Here is a 17,724-nt window from a genome sequence, read left to right on the forward strand (position 1 = left end):
GTCGTCGCCCGCTAACGATTGCTCGCAGCAGGAGCAGTTGCTGCGGTGGCAATTGACGGCGCGACCGCGCCGGGCCCATCTTCTGCGACATAGTCTGAGCGCCGGTACATTCGGCCCGGATCTATTTCACTGAAGGGACTGTTTTTCTCGGCCAGACGATAGAGCGCGCCCGGAGCAATGGAGAAATAGGCCTCGCCGCCCTCGAAGCCCGCCAGCGCAATGCGCGCTCCATCGAGTTTGCGATAACGGCCCGAAGTGGTGCCGTCGGGGCTGACATATTCGTAGGTGCCCGCATTCTTGTCGATGGTGAGGGTCGATTGCGAGCCGTCTAGTCTCGTGAAGGTATAGCTTCCCGAATAGTCGACCGAATCAGCGCCGTCGGCGCTCGGGGTGGGCATCTGGGCGGGGGTTGGCTTCCTGACAGCCAGTTCGCTGGGCTCGTCCATCATGGGCGCGTCCTCGCCCGGCTGATCGCCACCACAGGCAGCGAGCAGCGCAAGAGGAGCCAGGACGAGAGCGAATCTGATCATCTGTTTCTCCTTTCTGACGCTGAAGAAACGGACGGTCACACGGCTGGGTTCCACGCCTTGGCGAAAACCCTTATGCGGGTGAAAAATCAGTCGCGGGTCATCGCGATATGGCTGGCCACCCAGGGCAACACCACGGTGCTGAACCGCGGCCCGATCCTGTCGACATGCGTGCCTTCATAAACCGCCCAGTCGTGCGCGATGCCAAACTTGTTCAGCTCCTCGTGCATCAGCAGATCGTCAGCCATCAGGCTGTCCTGATCGCCGACATCGGCCCCGATGGCAGTGAAGCTTGCAAGCTGTGTGACGTGGCTGGCGACCTGCGCCAGCGGGGAATTGTTCGCCCACTTGGCCATCACCAGCTCGTCGACCTTGCCCGCCGCATCCACCGGCCAGTCGACGAAGTATGGCGGATTGGCGGGGTTGGGCGCCCAGGCGACCGCACTCGCCAGCCCCGCGCGCATACCGAAGCCCGAAGCGTCCGCCCCATCGCGCGGCACGGCGGCCATCGCCGCTCCCGTCTCAGGCGTCTCCCGGCGCGGCGATACGCAGCACGCGCTTTGCGCCCAGATCACGGCGAACTGCTCGGGATGGGCCATGCCGACCATCCAGGTGCCATAGCCGCCCATCGAATGGCCGACGAGCGCGCGCGAGCCGCGCTCGGGAATCGTGCGATAGGTCGCGTCGATATAGGCGACGAGATCGGTCGCCACGAAATCGCGGAAGTTCCCGGTGGTGACCGAGTTGGCATACATCGAGCCGCCCATCGCGGTCAGCGTATCGGGCACCACGACGATGAACTCGCGCCCGGCGGCGGCGTTGTCGGCCACGGCGGTGGGCACCTGCATGAAATCGTAGAAGTCGCGGCCAGAGATGGCGAAACCGTGCAGGTAGTAGACCACCGGATAATGCCGGTTGGGATTGCTGGCGTAGCTCGGCGGGAGGACCACCATCACCTCGCGATCCGCGCTGTTGCCTTCAAGGTTGCCTTCCAGCGACGCACCGTGAACCATCACGCTTTCGACCGTGATCCCCGCCGGCACCACGGCGTCGGGCGCGGTGATGTTCTGGGCCAGCACCGGGCTGGCAAGGGCAAGCGCCAGAGCGGCGCAAGCGGAAGAAGCGAGATGCCTGATCATCTAACAATTCCTGTTTATAAGCACTGTGTGCTGCGTTACAGCGAGGGAGGCCTCCGGGGCAATCCCATTCGTCCGCTCGTCCGCCATTTGGCCGCAAGCCACACGCGCGCTTGGCCTGCGGTGCCGCACAGTCTAGACTGCCGCCCGGAATACGATGATGACACGCGAGACCACGCTGCACGGCGGCACCCACCACGCCCTCGAAGGCACCGCCACAGATCATGCCGCTGAAGGCGCGCGCCGCGCGGCGGTGCTCTCCAGCTTCGCGCTCGACGGTCTCGAAGACGATCCCGAATTGCAGGCGATCACCCGCTTTGCCTCCAGCCTGTGCAAGGTGCCGGTGGCGCTCGTTTCGATTGTCGAAGACAGTCGCCAGTGGTTCCTCGCGCGCGAAGGCCTGCAAGAGCGCGAGACACCACGCGATGTCTCGTTCTGCGCCCACGCCATGGCCGGTGAGGGGGCCATGGTGGTGCCCGACGCCACCCGTGACCCGCGCTTTGCCGATAACGCGCTGGTAACCGGGCCGCACCACATCCGCTTTTACGCGGGCCAGCCGCTGGTCTCGCGGGAGGGCACGCCACTCGGTGCGCTGTGCGTGATCGACGTGCAGGAACGCCCCGCCAGCCTCGACGAGTTCCAGCGCGAAGGGCTGGCCGTGCTCGCACAGGCGGTGATGCGATTGCTCGAAGCCCGCCGCGAGGATCTGCGCGCGCGGCGGGCGATTGCCGACCGCGAAGACCAACTGCTGCGGATGATCGATGGCGTACCGCAGATCGCGTGGTCGCTGACGACCCTCGGCCAGTTCGACTATGTCAATTCGCGCTGGAAGGAAGTGACCGGGGCCGAGCCGCCCAAGTGCGCCGAGGACTGGCGCGCCTTCATCCACCCCGACGATGCCAACGCCACGCTCGACAACTGGCGCAAGTCTCTGGCCGAGGACGAGCCGTTCGAATCGGAATTCCGCCTGCGCAAGGCCGACGGATCGTGGAGCTGGATGCTCGCTCAGGCCTCGCCCGTCGCGCGGGTGGAGGGTGAGCAACACCGCTGGTTCGGCACCCTTACCGATATCGACGAGGTCCATCGGGCGATCGAGGCGCGCGATCTGCTCGCCGGAGAGCTGTCGCACCGGATCAAGAACATCTTTGCCGTGGTGATCGGGCTCGCCCGTCTCAAGGCCGCCAATGCGCCCGAACACAAACCCTTTGCCGAGGATCTGGCCGAAGCTCTGTTTGCGCTCAGCCGCGCGCATGAGTTCGTGCGCCCCGCAGGCGAGGCCGGGCAGGAGCGGCTGCACGGCCTGCTCAGCGCGCTGTTCGCCCCCTATCGCGACCGGATGGGCCAGCCGCGCGTGACCATCAGCGGCACCGACAGCACCGTGGTGGCGCGCGCCGCCACGCCGCTGGCGCTGGTGTTCCACGAACTGGCCACCAACTCGGCCAAGTACGGTGCCCTTTCCTGTGCCGATGGCACGGTCGAACTGACGATCACCGACAAGGGCGACGATCTCCTGCTCGAATGGCGCGAGCGAGGCGGCCCGAGGCTCACCGATGCGCCGAGCAAAAGCGGCTTCGGCTCGCGCCTGATCGAAATGAGCGTGACCGGGCAGTTGCGCGGAAGCTGGGAACGCCGCTTCGAACCCGAGGGGCTGGTGGCCGAGCTGACCGTGTCCAAGGCCGCCATCGCGCCTTAGCTCCGCCTGCGCCAGACTCCGCTAGAACCCGGCGCCATCCGGCCAGTCGGGCGCGGCCAGCGCCATCACCTTGAACAGGCTGCCCATCTCGGAGGGCAAGGTCAGCCGGTCGCGCGCGGCCATCAGCGCCTCACGGTGCTGCGGGGCCTTGCCGGCCAGCGTTTCCGCGCGCGCGTCGATGCCGAGCGCCTTGAGGAACGCGCCTTGCTCCACCGTTCCCAGCCAGCGCGCCCCGCGTGACTGTGCCACCGCCGCGCATTGCGCGAAGTCGACGTGGGCGGAGATGTCGGCCACGCCCGGCTCGGCCAGCCAGTCCACCTTGCGATGCGCGCGCACCGCCTGCACCGAAGAGCCGCTGCGGCTGGTGGCATAGCCATAGTCGATGAACAGCGCCGCTCCGCCCTGTTTGCCGAGCCTGCCCGCCACTTCGAACAGCGTCGCCGCCGCACCGGGGCAGGTCTCGATCACGGTTCCGGGCGGGGCATCGCGGCGTGCTTCGGGCACGGCGGCGTCCATCGGCACCTGCCCCGGCACCTCGATGAAGCGGTCTTCAGCGTCGAGCCCGATCATGACCTCGCGCCAGCCTTGCTCGGTCATCACCAGCTGGCGCACCGGCAGCGCATCGAGAAACTCGTTCGCCACCAGCAGCACCGGCCCTTCCATCGGCACGCTCGACAGGTCATCGTGAAACTGCGCCTCGGGCACCTGCTGCAATTGTTCGCTGCGCAAGGCCAGCGAGCCCTCGACCAGATGCAGGCGCGGTTCGCAGCCATAGCGCTTCATCGCCCGCACCGCATCGCGCGCGAGCGTGCCGCGCCCCGGCCCCAGCTCGACATAGTGGGCGGGCCCGGTGCGCCCGGCACGGATCCACATGTCGGCCAGCCACAGGCCGATCAGCTCGCCGAACATCTGGCTGATTTCGGGCGCGGTGATGAAGTCGCCCGCCTCGCCGAACGGCTCGCGTCGGGAATAGTAGTGGGCGTTCGATTCGCCCATGAACTGCATCAGGCTGATCGGCCCATGCGCCCGGATCAGGCGGCGGAAGCTATCGGCCAGCGCCGCAGGGGGCTCGCTCGGCTTGCTCAATCCTTGCGCTCTTCCGGCGGCGTGAGCGGAGCCGGGCGGCTGAGCGACCACACCACCAGCCCGATCGCCGCCACGATCAGCGGAATCGTCAGCCACTGGCCCATGCTGAGGCCGGTCCGCGCGGCGAATTCGGCCAGCTGCGCATCGGGCTCGCGGAAGAACTCGACCGTGAAGCGCGCCACCGAGATCACGGCGGCAAAGGTGCCCACCATCACGCCGGGGCGATAGCGCGCACGGGTCAGCCAGAACAGGCTCAGCATCACCACGATCACCACGAAGCCCTCGCCAAAGGCCTGATAGAGCTGGCTCGGGTGACGCGGCTCCGGCCCGGCGCCGGGGAACACCATGGCCCAGGGAATGTCGGAGCGGACCGCGCGGCCCCACAGCTCGCCGTTGATGAAGTTGGCCAGCCGTCCGAACATCATGCCGAAGCCAACGTTGACCGAGATATAGTCGCACACCCGGATGAACGAGAGCCCGTTCTTCCACGAGACCCAGGCAATCGCGATCACCACACCGATCAGCCCGCCGTGGAAGCTCATGCCCCCGTCCCACAGCCGCAGCACGCCCCACGAGACGAAGGTATCGGGGACGAAGGTGGTCCACAGCTCGGGCTGGTAGAAGGTGGCATAGCCGAGCCGCCCGCCGATGATGACGCCGAGCGTGCAATAGAAGAACAGGTCGTCGGCATGGCGCTGCGCCATCGGCGCGCCGGGCTGCCGGATCATCTTCGACAGGTGCCAGTAGGCGAGCAGGATGCCCGCCAGATAGGCCAGCGAATAATATTTGATGGTGAAGAACCCGAGGTCGATCCCCTCGACCAGTCCAAGGTCCGCCCAGTGCAGCGGCTGACTCGCCACCGCGCCCGCCGCACTTGCCGCAATCTCCAGCATATTCGCCCTTTGTCTTGCCTGTGCTGCGGCATTCCGGCCGCGACCGGTCTGCGCTTTGGCACAGGCGGATGACGCTTGGAAGGCCCAGCGGCTTTGCAATTCGCCCATCCGCCCTCTATTTGCTCTGGTCGTGAGCCTTCCGACGATCCCCAAGCAACGCGCGGTCATCGACCGGCGCGCCCTCGCCCAGAAGATAACCCGCGTGGTCGAGGACAAGGGGGCCGAGGCCGGGCGAGGCGAAATCGTCGAACTGCTGCGCGCCGCGCTCGCCGCCGGTCGCGCCGAGATGGCGCGCCGCCTGACCGAACGGCCCAGCGCCGGTCACGAAATCGCCCATGGCCACGCCTTCCTCGCCGATCAGCTGATCCGCGTGGTCCACGATCATGTGATCGACAACGTCTATCCCTCGCACAACCGCAGCACCGGCGAGCGGCTGACGCTGGTCGCGGTCGGCGGCTATGGCCGTTACGAGATGGCGCCACATTCGGATATCGACATCGCCTTCCTCACCCCCGGCAAGCCGACCGCCTGGTGCGAACAGGCGATCGAGGCGATGCTATACTTCCTGTGGGATCTGAACCTCACCGTCGGCCATTCGAGCCGCTCCCTCGACGAGATGGTGCGCATGGCGAAGGAAGACCTGACGATCCGCACCGCGCTGCTCGAAGGGCGGTTCCTGTGGGGCGATCAGGCGCTGTACGACGAGGCCACCGCGCGCTTCTTCGCCGATGTGGTGAGCGGGAGCGAGAAGAAGTTCGTCGCCGAGAAGCTGGCCGAGCGCGAGGCCCGTCACAAGCGGATGGGCGATTCGCGCTATGTCGTCGAGCCCAATGTGAAAGACGGCAAGGGCGCGCTGCGCGACCTGCAGACGCTCTACTGGATCGGCAAATACGTTTACCGCGTGCGCAACGCCGCCGAGCTGGTCGACAAGGGCCTGTTCACGCAGCGCGAATATGGCACCTTCCGGCGGGCGGAATCGTTCCTGCTGGCGGTGCGCGCCCACCTCCACACCATCGCCAAGCGCGGCGAGGACCGGCTGACCTTCGACCTCCAGCGCGAGGTCGCAAGGCGGATGAACTATGCCGACCGCCCCGGCAAAAGCGCGGTCGAGCGGTTCATGCAGTTCTATTTCCTGCAAGTGCAGCACGTCGGCCACCTCACCGGCGTGTTCCTCGCCCACTTCGAGGAAGAGGCGGTCGAGAAAGGCCGGGTTGCCGGGTTCTTCTCCTCACTGCGCAACAAGAAGACCGAGACGGTCTCGGGCTATCTGCTCGACGGCGGGCGGCTGGCCGCGCCTGAGGATGACTGGTTTCAGGCCGATCCGGTCCGCCTGATCGAGGTGTTCAAGGTCGCCGAGGCGCAAGGGGTGGAGATTCACCCCGCCACCCTGCGCATGCTGCGCCGCGATTCCGGCCTGATCGACCGCGCGCTGCGGCGCGATCCGCGCGCCAATGCGCTGTTCCTCGATGTGCTGTGTGGGCACAGGGACCCCGAGACCATTTTGCGCGCAATGAACGAGGCAGGCGTGTTCGGCCGCTTCGTGCCCGATTTCGGCAAGGTCGGCGGGCAGATGCAGTTCGACATGTATCACCACTATACGGTCGACGAGCATACGATCCGCGCGATCGGCCTGCTGGCCAGGATTGAGCGCGGCGAGTTTGCCGAGGATCACCCGCTCGCCACCCAGATCCTGCCCAAAATCGCCAACCGGCGAGTGCTCTATGTCGCGACGCTCTTGCACGATATCGCCAAGGGGCGCGGCGGCGACCATTCGGTGCTCGGCGCGGAAGTGGCGCTCAAGCTGTGCCCGCGGCTGGGGCTCGACGAGGACGAGACCGAACTGGTCAGCTGGCTGGTCGCCAAGCACCTGTTGATGAGCGCGACCTCGTTCAAGCGCGACCTCACCGACTACAAGACCATCACCGATTTTGCCGGTGAGGTCAGTTCGATGGAGCGGCTGCGGCTGCTGACGGTGCTCACCATCGTCGATATCCGCGCGGTCGGCCCCGGCATCTGGAACAGCTGGAAACGCCAGTTGCTGACCGAGCTGTACGAGCTGACCGAGGAGCGGCTGCGGCTCGGGCACAAGGCGCACGGGCGCGAGGCGCGGGTGGCCGACAAGAAGGCACGGGTGGCCGACATTCTCGGGTCGCAGGCAGAGCTTATCGAGCAGCTGGAAGACCGCTTCGACGATTCCTACTGGATCGCCGAGCCCGAGGACATCATCGCCATCAACCTGCCGCATTACGAGGCGGCGCGGCTGCTCGATCACAAGCTGTCGATCCACACCGAGTTCTACCCTGCGCTCGGAGCCACGCTCGTCACCGTGATCGGCAACGACCATCCTGGCCTGTTCTTCCGCATCGCCGGCGCGATCCATCTGGCGGGCGGCAACATCATCGATGCGCGCATCCACACCAACCGCATCGGCAAGGCGGTCGACAATTTCCTGGTGCAGGACCCGCTCGGCAAGCCGTTCGACGAACCCGCGCAGTTGCAACGGCTGAAGACCGCAATCGAGGATGCGCTGGCCAACCGGATCGATATCGTGCCCCGGCTGGAGAAACGCCCGCTCAAGAGCCGCCGGGCCGAGAACTTCCACGTCAAACCGATGATCCTGTTCGACAACGAGGCCTCCAACCGCTTCACCGTGATCGAGGTAAACGCCACCGACCGGCCCGCGCTGCTCAACCGGCTGACACGGGCGATGTTCGAAACCAGCCTGCTGATCAACTCGGCCCACATCACCCAATATGGCGAACGCGCGGTCGATACCTTCTATGTGACCGACCTGCTCGGCACCAAGATCACCAGCAAGGAGCGGCTCGACAAGGTCAGGCAGGCCCTGCTCGAAGCGATTGCCGCGGGCGAACCCGAGTTCGAAGCCGAGGCGGCCACAGCGCAGTAGCGCAAAGCCAACAGGCGCATGCGCACCAAGGCCCGCTGCCTCGCGCGGGCGGTGGCGAGGGCGCCGCAGTTCCTTGCCCGAGCCTTAATCCGGGCTCCGGTCTGGTTGACCGTACAAGACGCGATGACTGCGGTCAGAGAACTGACAAATGCCCCATTTGCATGTTTTACAATCGCTTTTTTCCGCCAACCGCACGCCAGCCGGTTAACCGCAACTTCAGAAATAAGTGTATTTACTTATGCGATCCGTTGTGAAAACTTGATTACCGTGTTCGGATAAGGGAAGTCACGTAGTTAGGTGACATGAAGGAAAGCAAGAATGGTTGCACAAGCCCAGGGAATGGCACCTCTTGACCGCATTTATGTCATCGATTCTGACAGCCGCCGCCGCGCGCAAATCGCAAAAATGAGCTACGAGGTCGGCCTCCATGCCGAGCCGTGCCAGGATCTCGACGAGTTTGCGAAACTCGTGCGGCGCGATGGCTATGTCCTGTCCGCCGATAACGACGGCACGGCTACGATCGCCGAGGTCATGCGCACGACGCAGGCCGTCGAATTCAGCCTGCCGGCATCGGTTTATTCGGAAGATCCCTCGCCGCAGCGGATCGTTTCGGCGATGCTTAACGGCGCGCTCAACTATCACGTCTGGCCGCTGACCAAGGAAGATCTGAAGCGCGCCGTCACCATGACACCCGAACAGCTTTCGCTGGCGCGCCTGCGTTCGAAGCAATCGGCGGCCAATTCCGCCATTTCGCAGCTTTCCCCGCGCGAAGTCGACGTGCTGCGTCAGATGACGCGCGGCCATTGCAACAAGGTGATCGCGCTCAACCTCGGGATCAGCCCGCGCACGGTGGAGATTCACCGCGCCAACCTGCTCAAGAAGCTGCCGATGCAGTCGACCTCCGATGCCATCCGCATCGGCATCTATGCCGGGCTCGACGAAGACTGAGGACTAGCTAGCCCTCGCGCGCACCGAACAGCGCGCTGCCCACGCGCAGGTGCGTTGCGCCCAGCTTCACCGCGGTGGCAAAGTCGCCGCTCATGCCCATGCTGCGACCGGGCAGGCCGTGATCGTCGGCGAGCTTGGCCAGCAGCGCGAAGAACGGGGCCGCCTCGATCCCTGCCGGCGGCACGCACATCAGCCCGACCACCGGCAGCTCAGCCGCGCGCGCCTGATCGAGCAGGCCCGGCAGATCGGCAATCGCACAGCCGCCCTTCTGCTCCTCGGCACCGATGTTCACCTGCACGAACAGGTCGACCCGTTTATCGCGCTTGTCCATCGCCTTGGCCAGCGCCCCCACCAGCGAGGGCCGGTCAAGCGAGTGAATGCAATCGAACAGCGCCACCGCGTCCTCGGCCTTGTTCGACTGCAACTGGCCCACGAGGTGCAGCGCGATGTCGCTGTGGCGCTCGATCAGTTCGGGCCACTTGCCCTGCGCTTCCTGCACCCGGTTTTCGCCGAACACGCGCTGGCCCGCTGCGATCAGCGGGGTGATCGCCTCAGCCGGGTGCGTCTTGCTGATCGCGATCAGCGTGACATCTTCCGGCTTGCGGCGGGCGATCTTGCAGGCCTGCGCCACTTCGGCGCGGATCTCTGCCAAACGGGAACTCGCATTCTCAGTCATGCGAGCGCTATAGCGATGCCATGCCCCAAAGCCAGTCCCTCCCGCACCTTTGGCTGATCTCGGACGCCCGCAACGACAGCGTGCTCGAAACGGCCCTCATGCGCCTGCCGCGCGGCAGTGGCTTCGTTTACCGGCACTACCACCTCCCTCCGCACGAGCGCATCGCCCGCTGGTGGACCTTGCGCGACCTGTGCCTTGCCCGCGGCCACCTTCTGGTGCTCTCCGACAGCGCCCTGACCGCCCGCGAGTGGGGCGCTGCGGGCACCTATGGTGCACCGCTCGCGCTCTACCCGCAGCGCAAGGGGCTGGTGCAGATCGCCACCGCGCACTCACTGCGTGAGATCGCGCAGGCCAACCGCAAGCGCGCCGATGCGGTGATGCTCTCGCCCGCCTTCGCCACCCGCTCGCACCCCGGCGCGCCGCACCTGGGGCCGGTGCGCTGGCGCCTGCTTGCCGCCCATGCGCAAATGCCCGTCATCGCGCTCGGCGGGATGACCGCGCTGACGGCCCGCCAGCTCGGCGCACAGCGCTGGGCGGCCATCGACGGGCTAAGCGCGCTCTAGCCAGCGAACTTGACCCCGCCGCCGCCGTCTGCGATTCTCGCAGCGGGACGCTTATCGAGGACACCCACATGGCAAGCCGCTCTGCCCCTTCGGCGGGGACCAATGACAGCGCGGACTGGCGCGCCGTCTTCCGCTATTCGCTGACCCGCAGCCTGCAGCTGACCGGGGGCGCGCTGCTGTTCGCCTTCACGCTGTTCCTCGCCTTCGCCCTCATCAGCTACACCCAGACCGACGCCTCGCTCTCCACCGCAGCGGGCGACACCATCGGCAACTGGATGGGCGCGCCCGGCGCGATAGTGGCCGATCTGGCGCTGACCGGCTTCGGCTTCGTCTCGGCGCTGCTGCTCCCGCTCACCTTCGTGTTCGGTCGCAAGCTGTGGCGCGACGCCGACGAGGACGAGCACTGGGACGGGCGCTGGTGGCGCACGGTCGGGCTGCTGCTGGTGGCGATGGCGCTGCTCGCCAGCGTGCTGTCGCTGGTTTCGACCCCGCGCGACTGGAGCCTGCCCGCCTCGACCGGCGGCCTCGTCGGCCTGCTCGGCGAGCGGCTGATTACCGCGCTCGCCTCGCTGCTGCCCGCTGGTGTCCAGCCCTGGGCGATTGGCGCAGCGGGCGTTGCCTGCCTTGTCGGCGGAGCGATTTTGGCCGGACGGGTCTTCGCGCTCGACTGGAGCCGTTTCCTCACCCTGCCCGAGCTGCTGCGCAATCCGCCCCGGCTGTCGCAGCCCGCCAACCCGTTCCGCGAGGAAGCCCGCCAGCGCCAGCGCAAGGCCGACACCCTGCCCGAGGCCGACGACGAGAGCGATGCAGGCGACGAGCCAGCCACCTCCCCCGCCGCCGCGCGTCGCCAGACCACGATTGTCGACCCCGCCGCCGCTCCGCGCCGCGCCACCCCGTCGAAGGCCAAGGACCAGACCGACCTCTTCGCCGACTACCAGCTCCCCGGCCTCGACATCCTCGCCGACCCGCCCGAGAACGCGGCTCCCAAGCTCGACAAGCTGGCGCTTGAGCGCAATGCCCGCCTGCTCGAAACCGTGCTCGACGACTTTAACGTCAAGGGCGAGATCACCGCCGTGCGCACCGGCCCGGTGGTCACGATGTACGAGCTGGAGCCCGCCCCCGGCATCAAGGCCAGCCGGGTGATCGGCCTTGCCGAAGACATCGCCCGCAACATGAGCGCGATCTCCGCGCGCGTGGCCCCGATTCCCGGCAAGACCGTGATGGGCATCGAACTGCCCAATGCCCAGCGGCAGATGGTCAACTTCAAGGAGATGGTCGCCTCGGCCGCCTTTGCCGACCACGGCGGATCGCTGCCGATCATCCTCGGCAAGGATATCGCGGGCGAACCGATCGTCGCCGACCTTGCCGCCATGCCCCACCTGCTGGTGGCGGGCACCACCGGCTCGGGCAAGTCGGTCGGGCTTAACACCATTCTGCTATCGCTGCTTTACCGCTTCGGGCCGGACCAGTGCCGGATGATCCTGATCGATCCCAAGGTGCTCGAACTGAAAAGCTACGAGCATATCCCGCACCTGCTGGCCGAGGTCGTGACCGAGCCGCCCAAGGCCGTGCGCGCGCTGAAGTGGGCGGTCGAGGAAATGGAGCGGCGCTACCGGATGATGAGCGATGTCGGCGCGCGCAACCTTGCCGGGTTCAACGAGCGGGTGCGTGCCGCCGCCGCCAAGGGCAAGCCGCTCCAGCGCACGGTGCAGACCGGGTTCGACCCCGACACCGGCGAACCGCTGATCGAGGAAGAGCTGCTCGAATATTCGGTGATGCCGCAGATCGTGGTCATCGTCGACGAGCTGGCCGACCTCATGCTGGTGGTCGGCAAGGAGATCGAGGGGCTGATCCAGCGCCTGTGCCAGAAGAGCCGCGCCGCCGGCATCCACGTGATCACCGCCACCCAGCGCCCCTCGGTCGACGTCATCACCGGCGTCATCAAGGCCAACCTGCCGACCCGCATCAGCTTCGCCGTCTCCAGCCGCATCGACAGCCGCACGATTATTGGCGAACAGGGCGCCGAGCAGCTGCTGGGCAAGGGCGACATGCTCTATAAACCGCTCTCGGGCGCGATCATGCGCGTGCACGGGCCCTTCGTCTCCGACGAGGAGGTCGAGCGGGTGGCCGAGCACTGGCGCAAACAGGGCACGCCGCAATATGTCGATTCGGTCACCGAGGAACCGGCTGACGGCGGCTTCGACTTCGAGGACGAGTTCACCGCTTCGGACAATCCCGAAGAGCGCAAGTACCGTCAGGCCTGCCAGATCGTGATCGAGAACCAGAAGGCGAGCGGCTCCTGGCTCCAGCGGCAGATGGGCGTGGGCTACAACACCGCCGCCAAGTGGATCGAGCGGATGGAGGAGGACGGCCTCGTCGGCCCGGCCAACCATGTCGGCCGCCGCGACATTTATCGCGACAAGGACGGCAATCCGCTCTAACGGCGCGCGCCATGCCCAAACGCGCTTCCGCCAAGCCTGCCCCTGTCGCCAAGAAGGTCGGCTGGCTGGAGCATGTCGATCTGCCCGAACTCGGCCTTGTGCGCGAGAAGGCCAAGATCGACACCGGCGCGCGGACCTCCTCGCTCCATGTCGACCGCATCGCGCCCTATGTCGATGCGAACGGACAGCACCGGGCGAGGATCACCAAATATGTCCGCCCTCCCGGCGAGCGGCGCAAGACCGTGCACTGGGACGTCGAAATCCGCGATTTCCGGGCTGTGAAAAGCAGCAATGGCGCGGTCGAGGAGCGGGCCGTGATCGTGACCATGCTCAAACTCGGAAACGTAACACGAAAGCGCGAGTTTACGCTGACGAATCGCAAGGAGATGCGCTATCAGATTCTCGTCGGTCGCAAGGGACTGGGTAAGCTGTTCCTTGTCGATCCTTCCGCAAAATTCCTGCTCGACCACGATGTGCCTGCCAAGGCCAAGGACCTCTCTGCATGAAACTGGCGATGCTCGCCCGCAATCCCAATCTCTACACCCACCGCCGGCTGGTCGAGGCGGCGGAGGAGCGCGGTCATACGATCGAGATCCTGAACACGCTGCGCTGCTTCATGGACATCACCTCGCACCGGCCCACGGTGCACTATGATGGCCGCGTGATCGGCCCCAAGGATTTCGACGCGGTGATCCCGCGCATCGGCGCCTCGGTCACGTTCTATGGCACCGCCGTGCTGCGCCAGTTCGAGATGATGGACGTCTACCCGCTGAACGAGAGCGTCTCGATCGGGCGCAGCCGCGACAAGCTGCGCTCGATGCAGCTGCTGGCGCGGCGCGGGATCGGCCTGCCGGTCACCGCCTTTGCCCACTCCGCCAAGCAGGCCGAGCAGGTGCTGGCCATCGCGGGCGGTGCACCGGTGGTGATCAAGCTTCTGGAGGGCACGCAGGGGATCGGCGTGGTACTGGCCGACACGCCGCGTTCGGCCAAGTCGGTGTTCGAAGCCTTCCGCAGCGCCAACGTGCATATCCTCGCGCAGGAGTTCATCAAGGAAGCGAACGGCACCGATATCCGCGCGCTGGTGGTGGGCGGCAAGGTGGTCGCCGCGATGCAGCGCACCGGGGCGGCAGACGATTTCCGCAGCAACATCCACCGCGGCGGCCATGCCGAGAAGATCCGCATTACGGCGGAAGAACGCTCGACCGCCGTCCGCTCGGCCAAGATCATGGGGCTGAACGTGTGCGGCGTGGACATGCTGCGCTCGAACCATGGGCCGGTGGTGATGGAGGTCAATTCCTCGCCCGGTCTGGAGGGACTGGAGAAGGCGACCAACACCGACGTGGCGGGCAAGATCATCGCCTTCCTTGAGGAAAACGCCGCCAAGGGCCGCACCAAGACGCGCGGCAAGGGCTGAGCCCGGCCTTCCCAGAGCGGAGCGTTGCTAAGCCCTTCCCCATGGGGAAGGGTTGGGATGGGGGTTCCACGCCAACCAGCGTCGAGCCCCCACCCCCAGCCCCTCCCCAAGGGGAGGGGAGCAAGGCATATGGGGGGCGTCCTAGGAAGAGGGCATCCGGCAGGTGTAACTGCCCGCGCGCAAGGCCTCGCCGCTTTCGTAGTGCGCGTAGGACGGGTGCGGGCATAGTTTCATACTCTCCGGCCCGCCGCTCATGCGGAACGCGTCAACCGCGCCCGGCGCCTTGCCCTGCTCGACCCAGTCGACCATCGGCCCAAGCAGGTCGAACTGGTCGAAGGTGTCGCCGCCCGCGCAGTGCGACATTCCCGGCACCATGTAGAAGCGCGCGGCGTTGTCCCATTGGTCCACGCCATTGGCCTCGCGCGCACGCTGGAAATAGTCCCAGGTGTCGAAGGCCGAGAACCACGGGTCGGACACGCCGTGGAAGAACATCAGCTTCGAACCGCGTCCGAGGTAGGTGGAAAGGTTCGTCCAGTAGGGGGTATCGGTGAGGCGGCCCACCGCATCCCAGCGCACCGCGTGCAGCCGCGCATCGACATCCATCTCGCGCGCGGTGCTGGCGGGGCCGAACACACCCGGCTGGCCCATCGGCACGAAACCGGGGAGGCCCGCTCCGTCGAAGGCGATGCCCGTATCCCACGGATAGGCGACGTAGCTGGCCCGCCCGCTGCCGTCGCGCGGCCCGGCAAGGCCAGCGGCCAGCGCATCGGCCTGCGACTGGCTGAGACAGCTGCCGCTCTCGCCCGGCTTGCACACGAGGCCCTGCGGATCGAAGGCGCGGCAGGCCTCGACGTTCATAATCATCCCATCGGCCTTGCCGTCGAGTGCGTCGCACTGGCGCAGCACCTCGCGGCGGATGGCAGCGCGCTGCTCGCCCACGATCCCCGCCGGGCCTTCCTCGCCCGCAGCCAAAGTGCGGTTGAGCATCACCTGCGCATATTCGATACTGAGGTTCGAATGGCCCGGCCGCATCGCGGGTGCGCCGATCACGATCCCGTCGAACAGCTCGGGATAGCGCTGGCTCGCCAGCATCCCTTCGCGCCCGCCCGTCGAGCAACCCGCCATATAGGAATGATGCGGCGCTTGCCCGTAATAGCGGCCGGTCAGCGCGCGGGTCACTTCGGTTACGCGCGGCACCGCCGCTTCGGCAAAGTCGAGCGCGGCGCGCTGATCGGCCATGAAGCTCTGGTCGAACACCTCACCCTTGTGCCCGCTGTCGTGGCTGGCGACGGCGAACCCCCGGCTGAGCGCGTTGTCCTTGCCCGCTGCGACCGGGCCGACCGCCGGGCGCACCACGCCGTTCAATCCGCCCCCGCCTTGCAACAGATAGCGCCCGTTCCACTCCACCGGCAGCGCCAGCTCGAAGCCGATCCCATATTCGACCCCGCCCGCGCCCACGCGGCGGTTGATCACACCCTCGACCAGGCAATGCGGCGGCTTGGTGATGGGGGGCGAGCCGGGCGTCGCGGGAAGCGTGCTGCCCTCGGGATGGAAGCTGGCCGAGGTGATCTCCACCCCATCCGCCACCATGCCGGCGAGCGCCGTGCAACGGGCGGCGGCGTCATTGGCCGCGAGGCTCGCCTGCTGGGCAGGAGCGCTTGCCAGCGGCAGCGTAGCGGAGGCCAGCAGGCTGGCGATAACGATGGACTTGCGCATGGTGGTCTCTCCCGGCCCCTGTTTTGCGCGAAGATTAGCAAGCGCAGCGCCGAGCGACAATTGTTCCGATTGCCTCTCAAGCAGGCAAGGCTAGTCTGTCTCGAAACAGGAGAGGGAAATGATGATGATGCGGCATGTTCTCGCAACGGCGGCGCTGACCGCGATGCTCTGGACCGGCGCGGCCCATGCGCAGGAAGGCCGCTGGGTCGGCAGCTGGACCGCCAGCCCCCACGCCCCGCTCACCACCGAAGGACCGTTCGCCGCCCCCGGCTTCGAGGACGTTACCCTCGCGCAGACCATCCGCCTGTCCGAAGGCGGCTCGGCGCTGCGGGTGCGCTTCACCAACCGCTATGGCCCCGCCCCCTTGCGCATCGACGAAGCGCGCATCGTGCTGCTCGACGACAGCGGCGCGGAGGTTCCGGGCACCAGCCGTCCGCTCACCTTCGGCGGGGCGGAAGAGGCGGTGATCCCGCGCGGCGCGCCTTTCGTCAGCGATGTGGTGGAGCTGGCCAGCGAGGACTTCCAGAAGGCCAGGGTCGTGATCTATCTGCCCGAAGCGACCGGTCCCTGCTCCTGCCACCTGACCGGCCTTGATGATCTCACCGTGTCGGCTCCGGGCAACCATGTGGACGAGGACTTCGCCCCGGTCACAACCGCGCAGTATCGCGCCTTCCTGCAAACGGTCGAGGTGCTCTCGCCCGATGCGATGGGCACCATCGTGGCCTTTGGCGATTCGATCACCGACGGGGTCGGCTCGACACCGGGCGCGGACCGGCGCTGGCCCGATGTGCTGGCCGAGCGGCTCGAAGCGGCGGGGATGGAATATGCGGTGGCCAATGCCGCGATCTCGGGCAACCGCGTGCTCAGCCCCGGCATGGGCGAAAGCGCGCTCGCCCGGTTCGACGAGGATGTGCTCTCGCTGCCCAATGTCACCCACATGATCGTGTTCGAAGGCGTGAACGACATCGGCAACCGCTATGGCCCCCAGCGGGGAGGCATGCCCGGTCTCACGTTTGACCAGCCGGAAATCGACGTGGCGCAGATGATCGCGGGCTTCCGCCAGCTGATCGCCCGCGCGCACGAGAAGGGCATCACGGTGATTGCCTCGCCGATCGGGCCATACAAGGGCGCGGCCTATTGGAGCGAGGAAGGCGAAGCCGCGCGGCAGGCGATCAACGACTGGATCCTCACCTCGGGCGAGTTCGACGCAGTGGTTCGCTTCGACGAAGCCTTTGCCGATCCCGCCGATCCGCAGCAGATGCGCGAGGGCTATCACATGGGCGATCACCTGCACGGCTCCGACGCAGGCCTGCGCGCGGTTGGCGAGAGCATTGATCTGACGCTGTTCTCCGCCGACTGAACGCGCTATGGGGCGCTTCATGCGCCTCATGGTGATCCTTGCTGTCCTGCTGGCCGCACTGGCGATGGGCCAGCCACGCCCGGCGCAGGCTGCCAATGCGCCGGCCATGGCCGATTGCCACACCATGCCCGCGCCCGATCACCAGCAGCATCCCGAGGGCGACCAACGCCAGCTCGCGCACAGCTGCCCCGGTTGCGCCCTGCCCTTCGCAAGCGCGCTGCCAGACCGCGCGCCCACGACCTATCGCCTGCCGAAAGACCGCCCGCTCGCCCGCCCGCTTGCTTCGCTGGCGAGCGCCCCGATCCCGCCCCCTCCGCGAGCCGCCTGACCGCAAACGAAGCCCTCGTTTCGATCAGTCAGGAT

General features: G+C 66.7%; 15 protein-coding genes. 9 read left to right on the plus strand and 6 right to left on the minus strand.

Annotated elements, in window-relative coordinates; translation table 11 throughout:
* Window positions 1–11: 11 nt before the first annotated feature.
* Together D2V17_RS05540 and D2V17_RS05545 are read right to left on the minus strand one after the other, a co-directional pair.
* Window positions 12–530, minus strand: a complete 519-nt coding sequence (locus D2V17_RS05540) for a hypothetical protein (protein ID WP_119592097.1) — start codon at window positions 528–530, stop codon at window positions 12–14.
* An 86-nt stretch (window positions 531–616) separates the two neighbouring features.
* Window positions 617–1,666, minus strand: coding sequence for an alpha/beta hydrolase (locus tag D2V17_RS05545; RefSeq protein ID WP_119592098.1), 1,050 nt, complete (start codon window positions 1,664–1,666; stop codon window positions 617–619).
* A 157-nt stretch (window positions 1,667–1,823) separates the two neighbouring features.
* On the opposite strand from D2V17_RS05545, the gene D2V17_RS05550 reads away from it, so the two are divergent.
* Window positions 1,824–3,356 (plus strand): sensor histidine kinase, encoded by a 1,533-nt coding sequence (locus D2V17_RS05550; RefSeq protein WP_119592099.1) that lies wholly within the window; start codon window positions 1,824–1,826, stop codon window positions 3,354–3,356.
* A gap of 21 nt (window positions 3,357–3,377) precedes the next feature.
* On the opposite strand, the gene D2V17_RS05555 is transcribed toward D2V17_RS05550, so the two are convergent.
* A complete protein-coding gene (locus D2V17_RS05555) occupies window positions 3,378–4,442 on the minus strand; it encodes a class I SAM-dependent methyltransferase (protein ID WP_245978556.1) in 1,065 nt (354 codons plus the stop codon).
* Complete coding sequence (gene lgt, locus D2V17_RS05560; RefSeq protein ID WP_119592100.1) at window positions 4,439–5,335, minus strand: prolipoprotein diacylglyceryl transferase; 897 nt, start codon at window positions 5,333–5,335, stop codon at window positions 4,439–4,441. Before lgt ends, D2V17_RS05555 begins: the two co-directional genes overlap by 4 nt.
* Window positions 5,336–5,465: 130 nt before the next feature.
* On the opposite strand from lgt, the gene D2V17_RS05565 reads away from it, so the two are divergent.
* Complete coding sequence (locus tag D2V17_RS05565; protein ID WP_119592101.1) at window positions 5,466–8,243, plus strand: [protein-PII] uridylyltransferase; 2,778 nt, start codon at window positions 5,466–5,468, stop codon at window positions 8,241–8,243.
* 339 nt (window positions 8,244–8,582) lie between these two features.
* Window positions 8,583–9,191, plus strand: a complete 609-nt coding sequence (locus D2V17_RS05570; protein WP_220474067.1) for a response regulator transcription factor — start codon at window positions 8,583–8,585, stop codon at window positions 9,189–9,191.
* Between the two features lie 7 nt (window positions 9,192–9,198).
* Here D2V17_RS05570 and D2V17_RS05575 read toward each other — a convergent pair whose 3' ends face one another.
* Complete coding sequence (locus D2V17_RS05575) at window positions 9,199–9,867, minus strand: YggS family pyridoxal phosphate-dependent enzyme (RefSeq protein WP_119592103.1); 669 nt, start codon at window positions 9,865–9,867, stop codon at window positions 9,199–9,201.
* A gap of 20 nt (window positions 9,868–9,887) precedes the next feature.
* On the opposite strand from D2V17_RS05575, the gene D2V17_RS05580 reads away from it, so the two are divergent.
* From D2V17_RS05580 to rimK, 4 genes are all read left to right on the plus strand, one after another.
* Window positions 9,888–10,430, plus strand: coding sequence for a thiamine phosphate synthase (locus D2V17_RS05580; protein ID WP_119592104.1), 543 nt, complete (start codon window positions 9,888–9,890; stop codon window positions 10,428–10,430).
* A 68-nt stretch (window positions 10,431–10,498) separates the two neighbouring features.
* A complete protein-coding gene (locus D2V17_RS05585; RefSeq protein WP_119592105.1) occupies window positions 10,499–12,871 on the plus strand; it encodes a DNA translocase FtsK in 2,373 nt (790 codons plus the stop codon).
* Between the two features lie 11 nt (window positions 12,872–12,882).
* Window positions 12,883–13,377, plus strand: coding sequence for an ATP-dependent zinc protease family protein (locus D2V17_RS05590; protein WP_119592106.1), 495 nt, complete (start codon window positions 12,883–12,885; stop codon window positions 13,375–13,377).
* Window positions 13,374–14,285, plus strand: coding sequence for a 30S ribosomal protein S6--L-glutamate ligase (rimK, locus tag D2V17_RS05595; RefSeq protein WP_119592107.1), 912 nt, complete (start codon window positions 13,374–13,376; stop codon window positions 14,283–14,285). Before D2V17_RS05590 ends, rimK begins: the two co-directional genes overlap by 4 nt.
* 141 nt (window positions 14,286–14,426) lie before the next feature.
* Here the strand turns inward: rimK and D2V17_RS05600 are convergent, their stop codons facing one another.
* A complete protein-coding gene (locus D2V17_RS05600) occupies window positions 14,427–16,001 on the minus strand; it encodes a DUF6351 family protein (protein ID WP_119592108.1) in 1,575 nt (524 codons plus the stop codon).
* A 118-nt stretch (window positions 16,002–16,119) separates the two neighbouring features.
* On the opposite strand from D2V17_RS05600, the gene D2V17_RS05605 reads away from it, so the two are divergent.
* Window positions 16,120–17,361, plus strand: coding sequence for an SGNH/GDSL hydrolase family protein (locus D2V17_RS05605; RefSeq protein ID WP_119592109.1), 1,242 nt, complete (start codon window positions 16,120–16,122; stop codon window positions 17,359–17,361).
* A gap of 7 nt (window positions 17,362–17,368) precedes the next feature.
* Window positions 17,369–17,689, plus strand: coding sequence for a DUF2946 family protein (locus tag D2V17_RS05610; protein WP_119592110.1), 321 nt, complete (start codon window positions 17,369–17,371; stop codon window positions 17,687–17,689).
* Window positions 17,690–17,724: the final 35 nt, after the last annotated feature.

It is taken from the genome of Aurantiacibacter xanthus (assembly GCF_003584015.1).
GTDB lineage: Bacteria > Pseudomonadota > Alphaproteobacteria > Sphingomonadales > Sphingomonadaceae > Alteraurantiacibacter > Alteraurantiacibacter xanthus.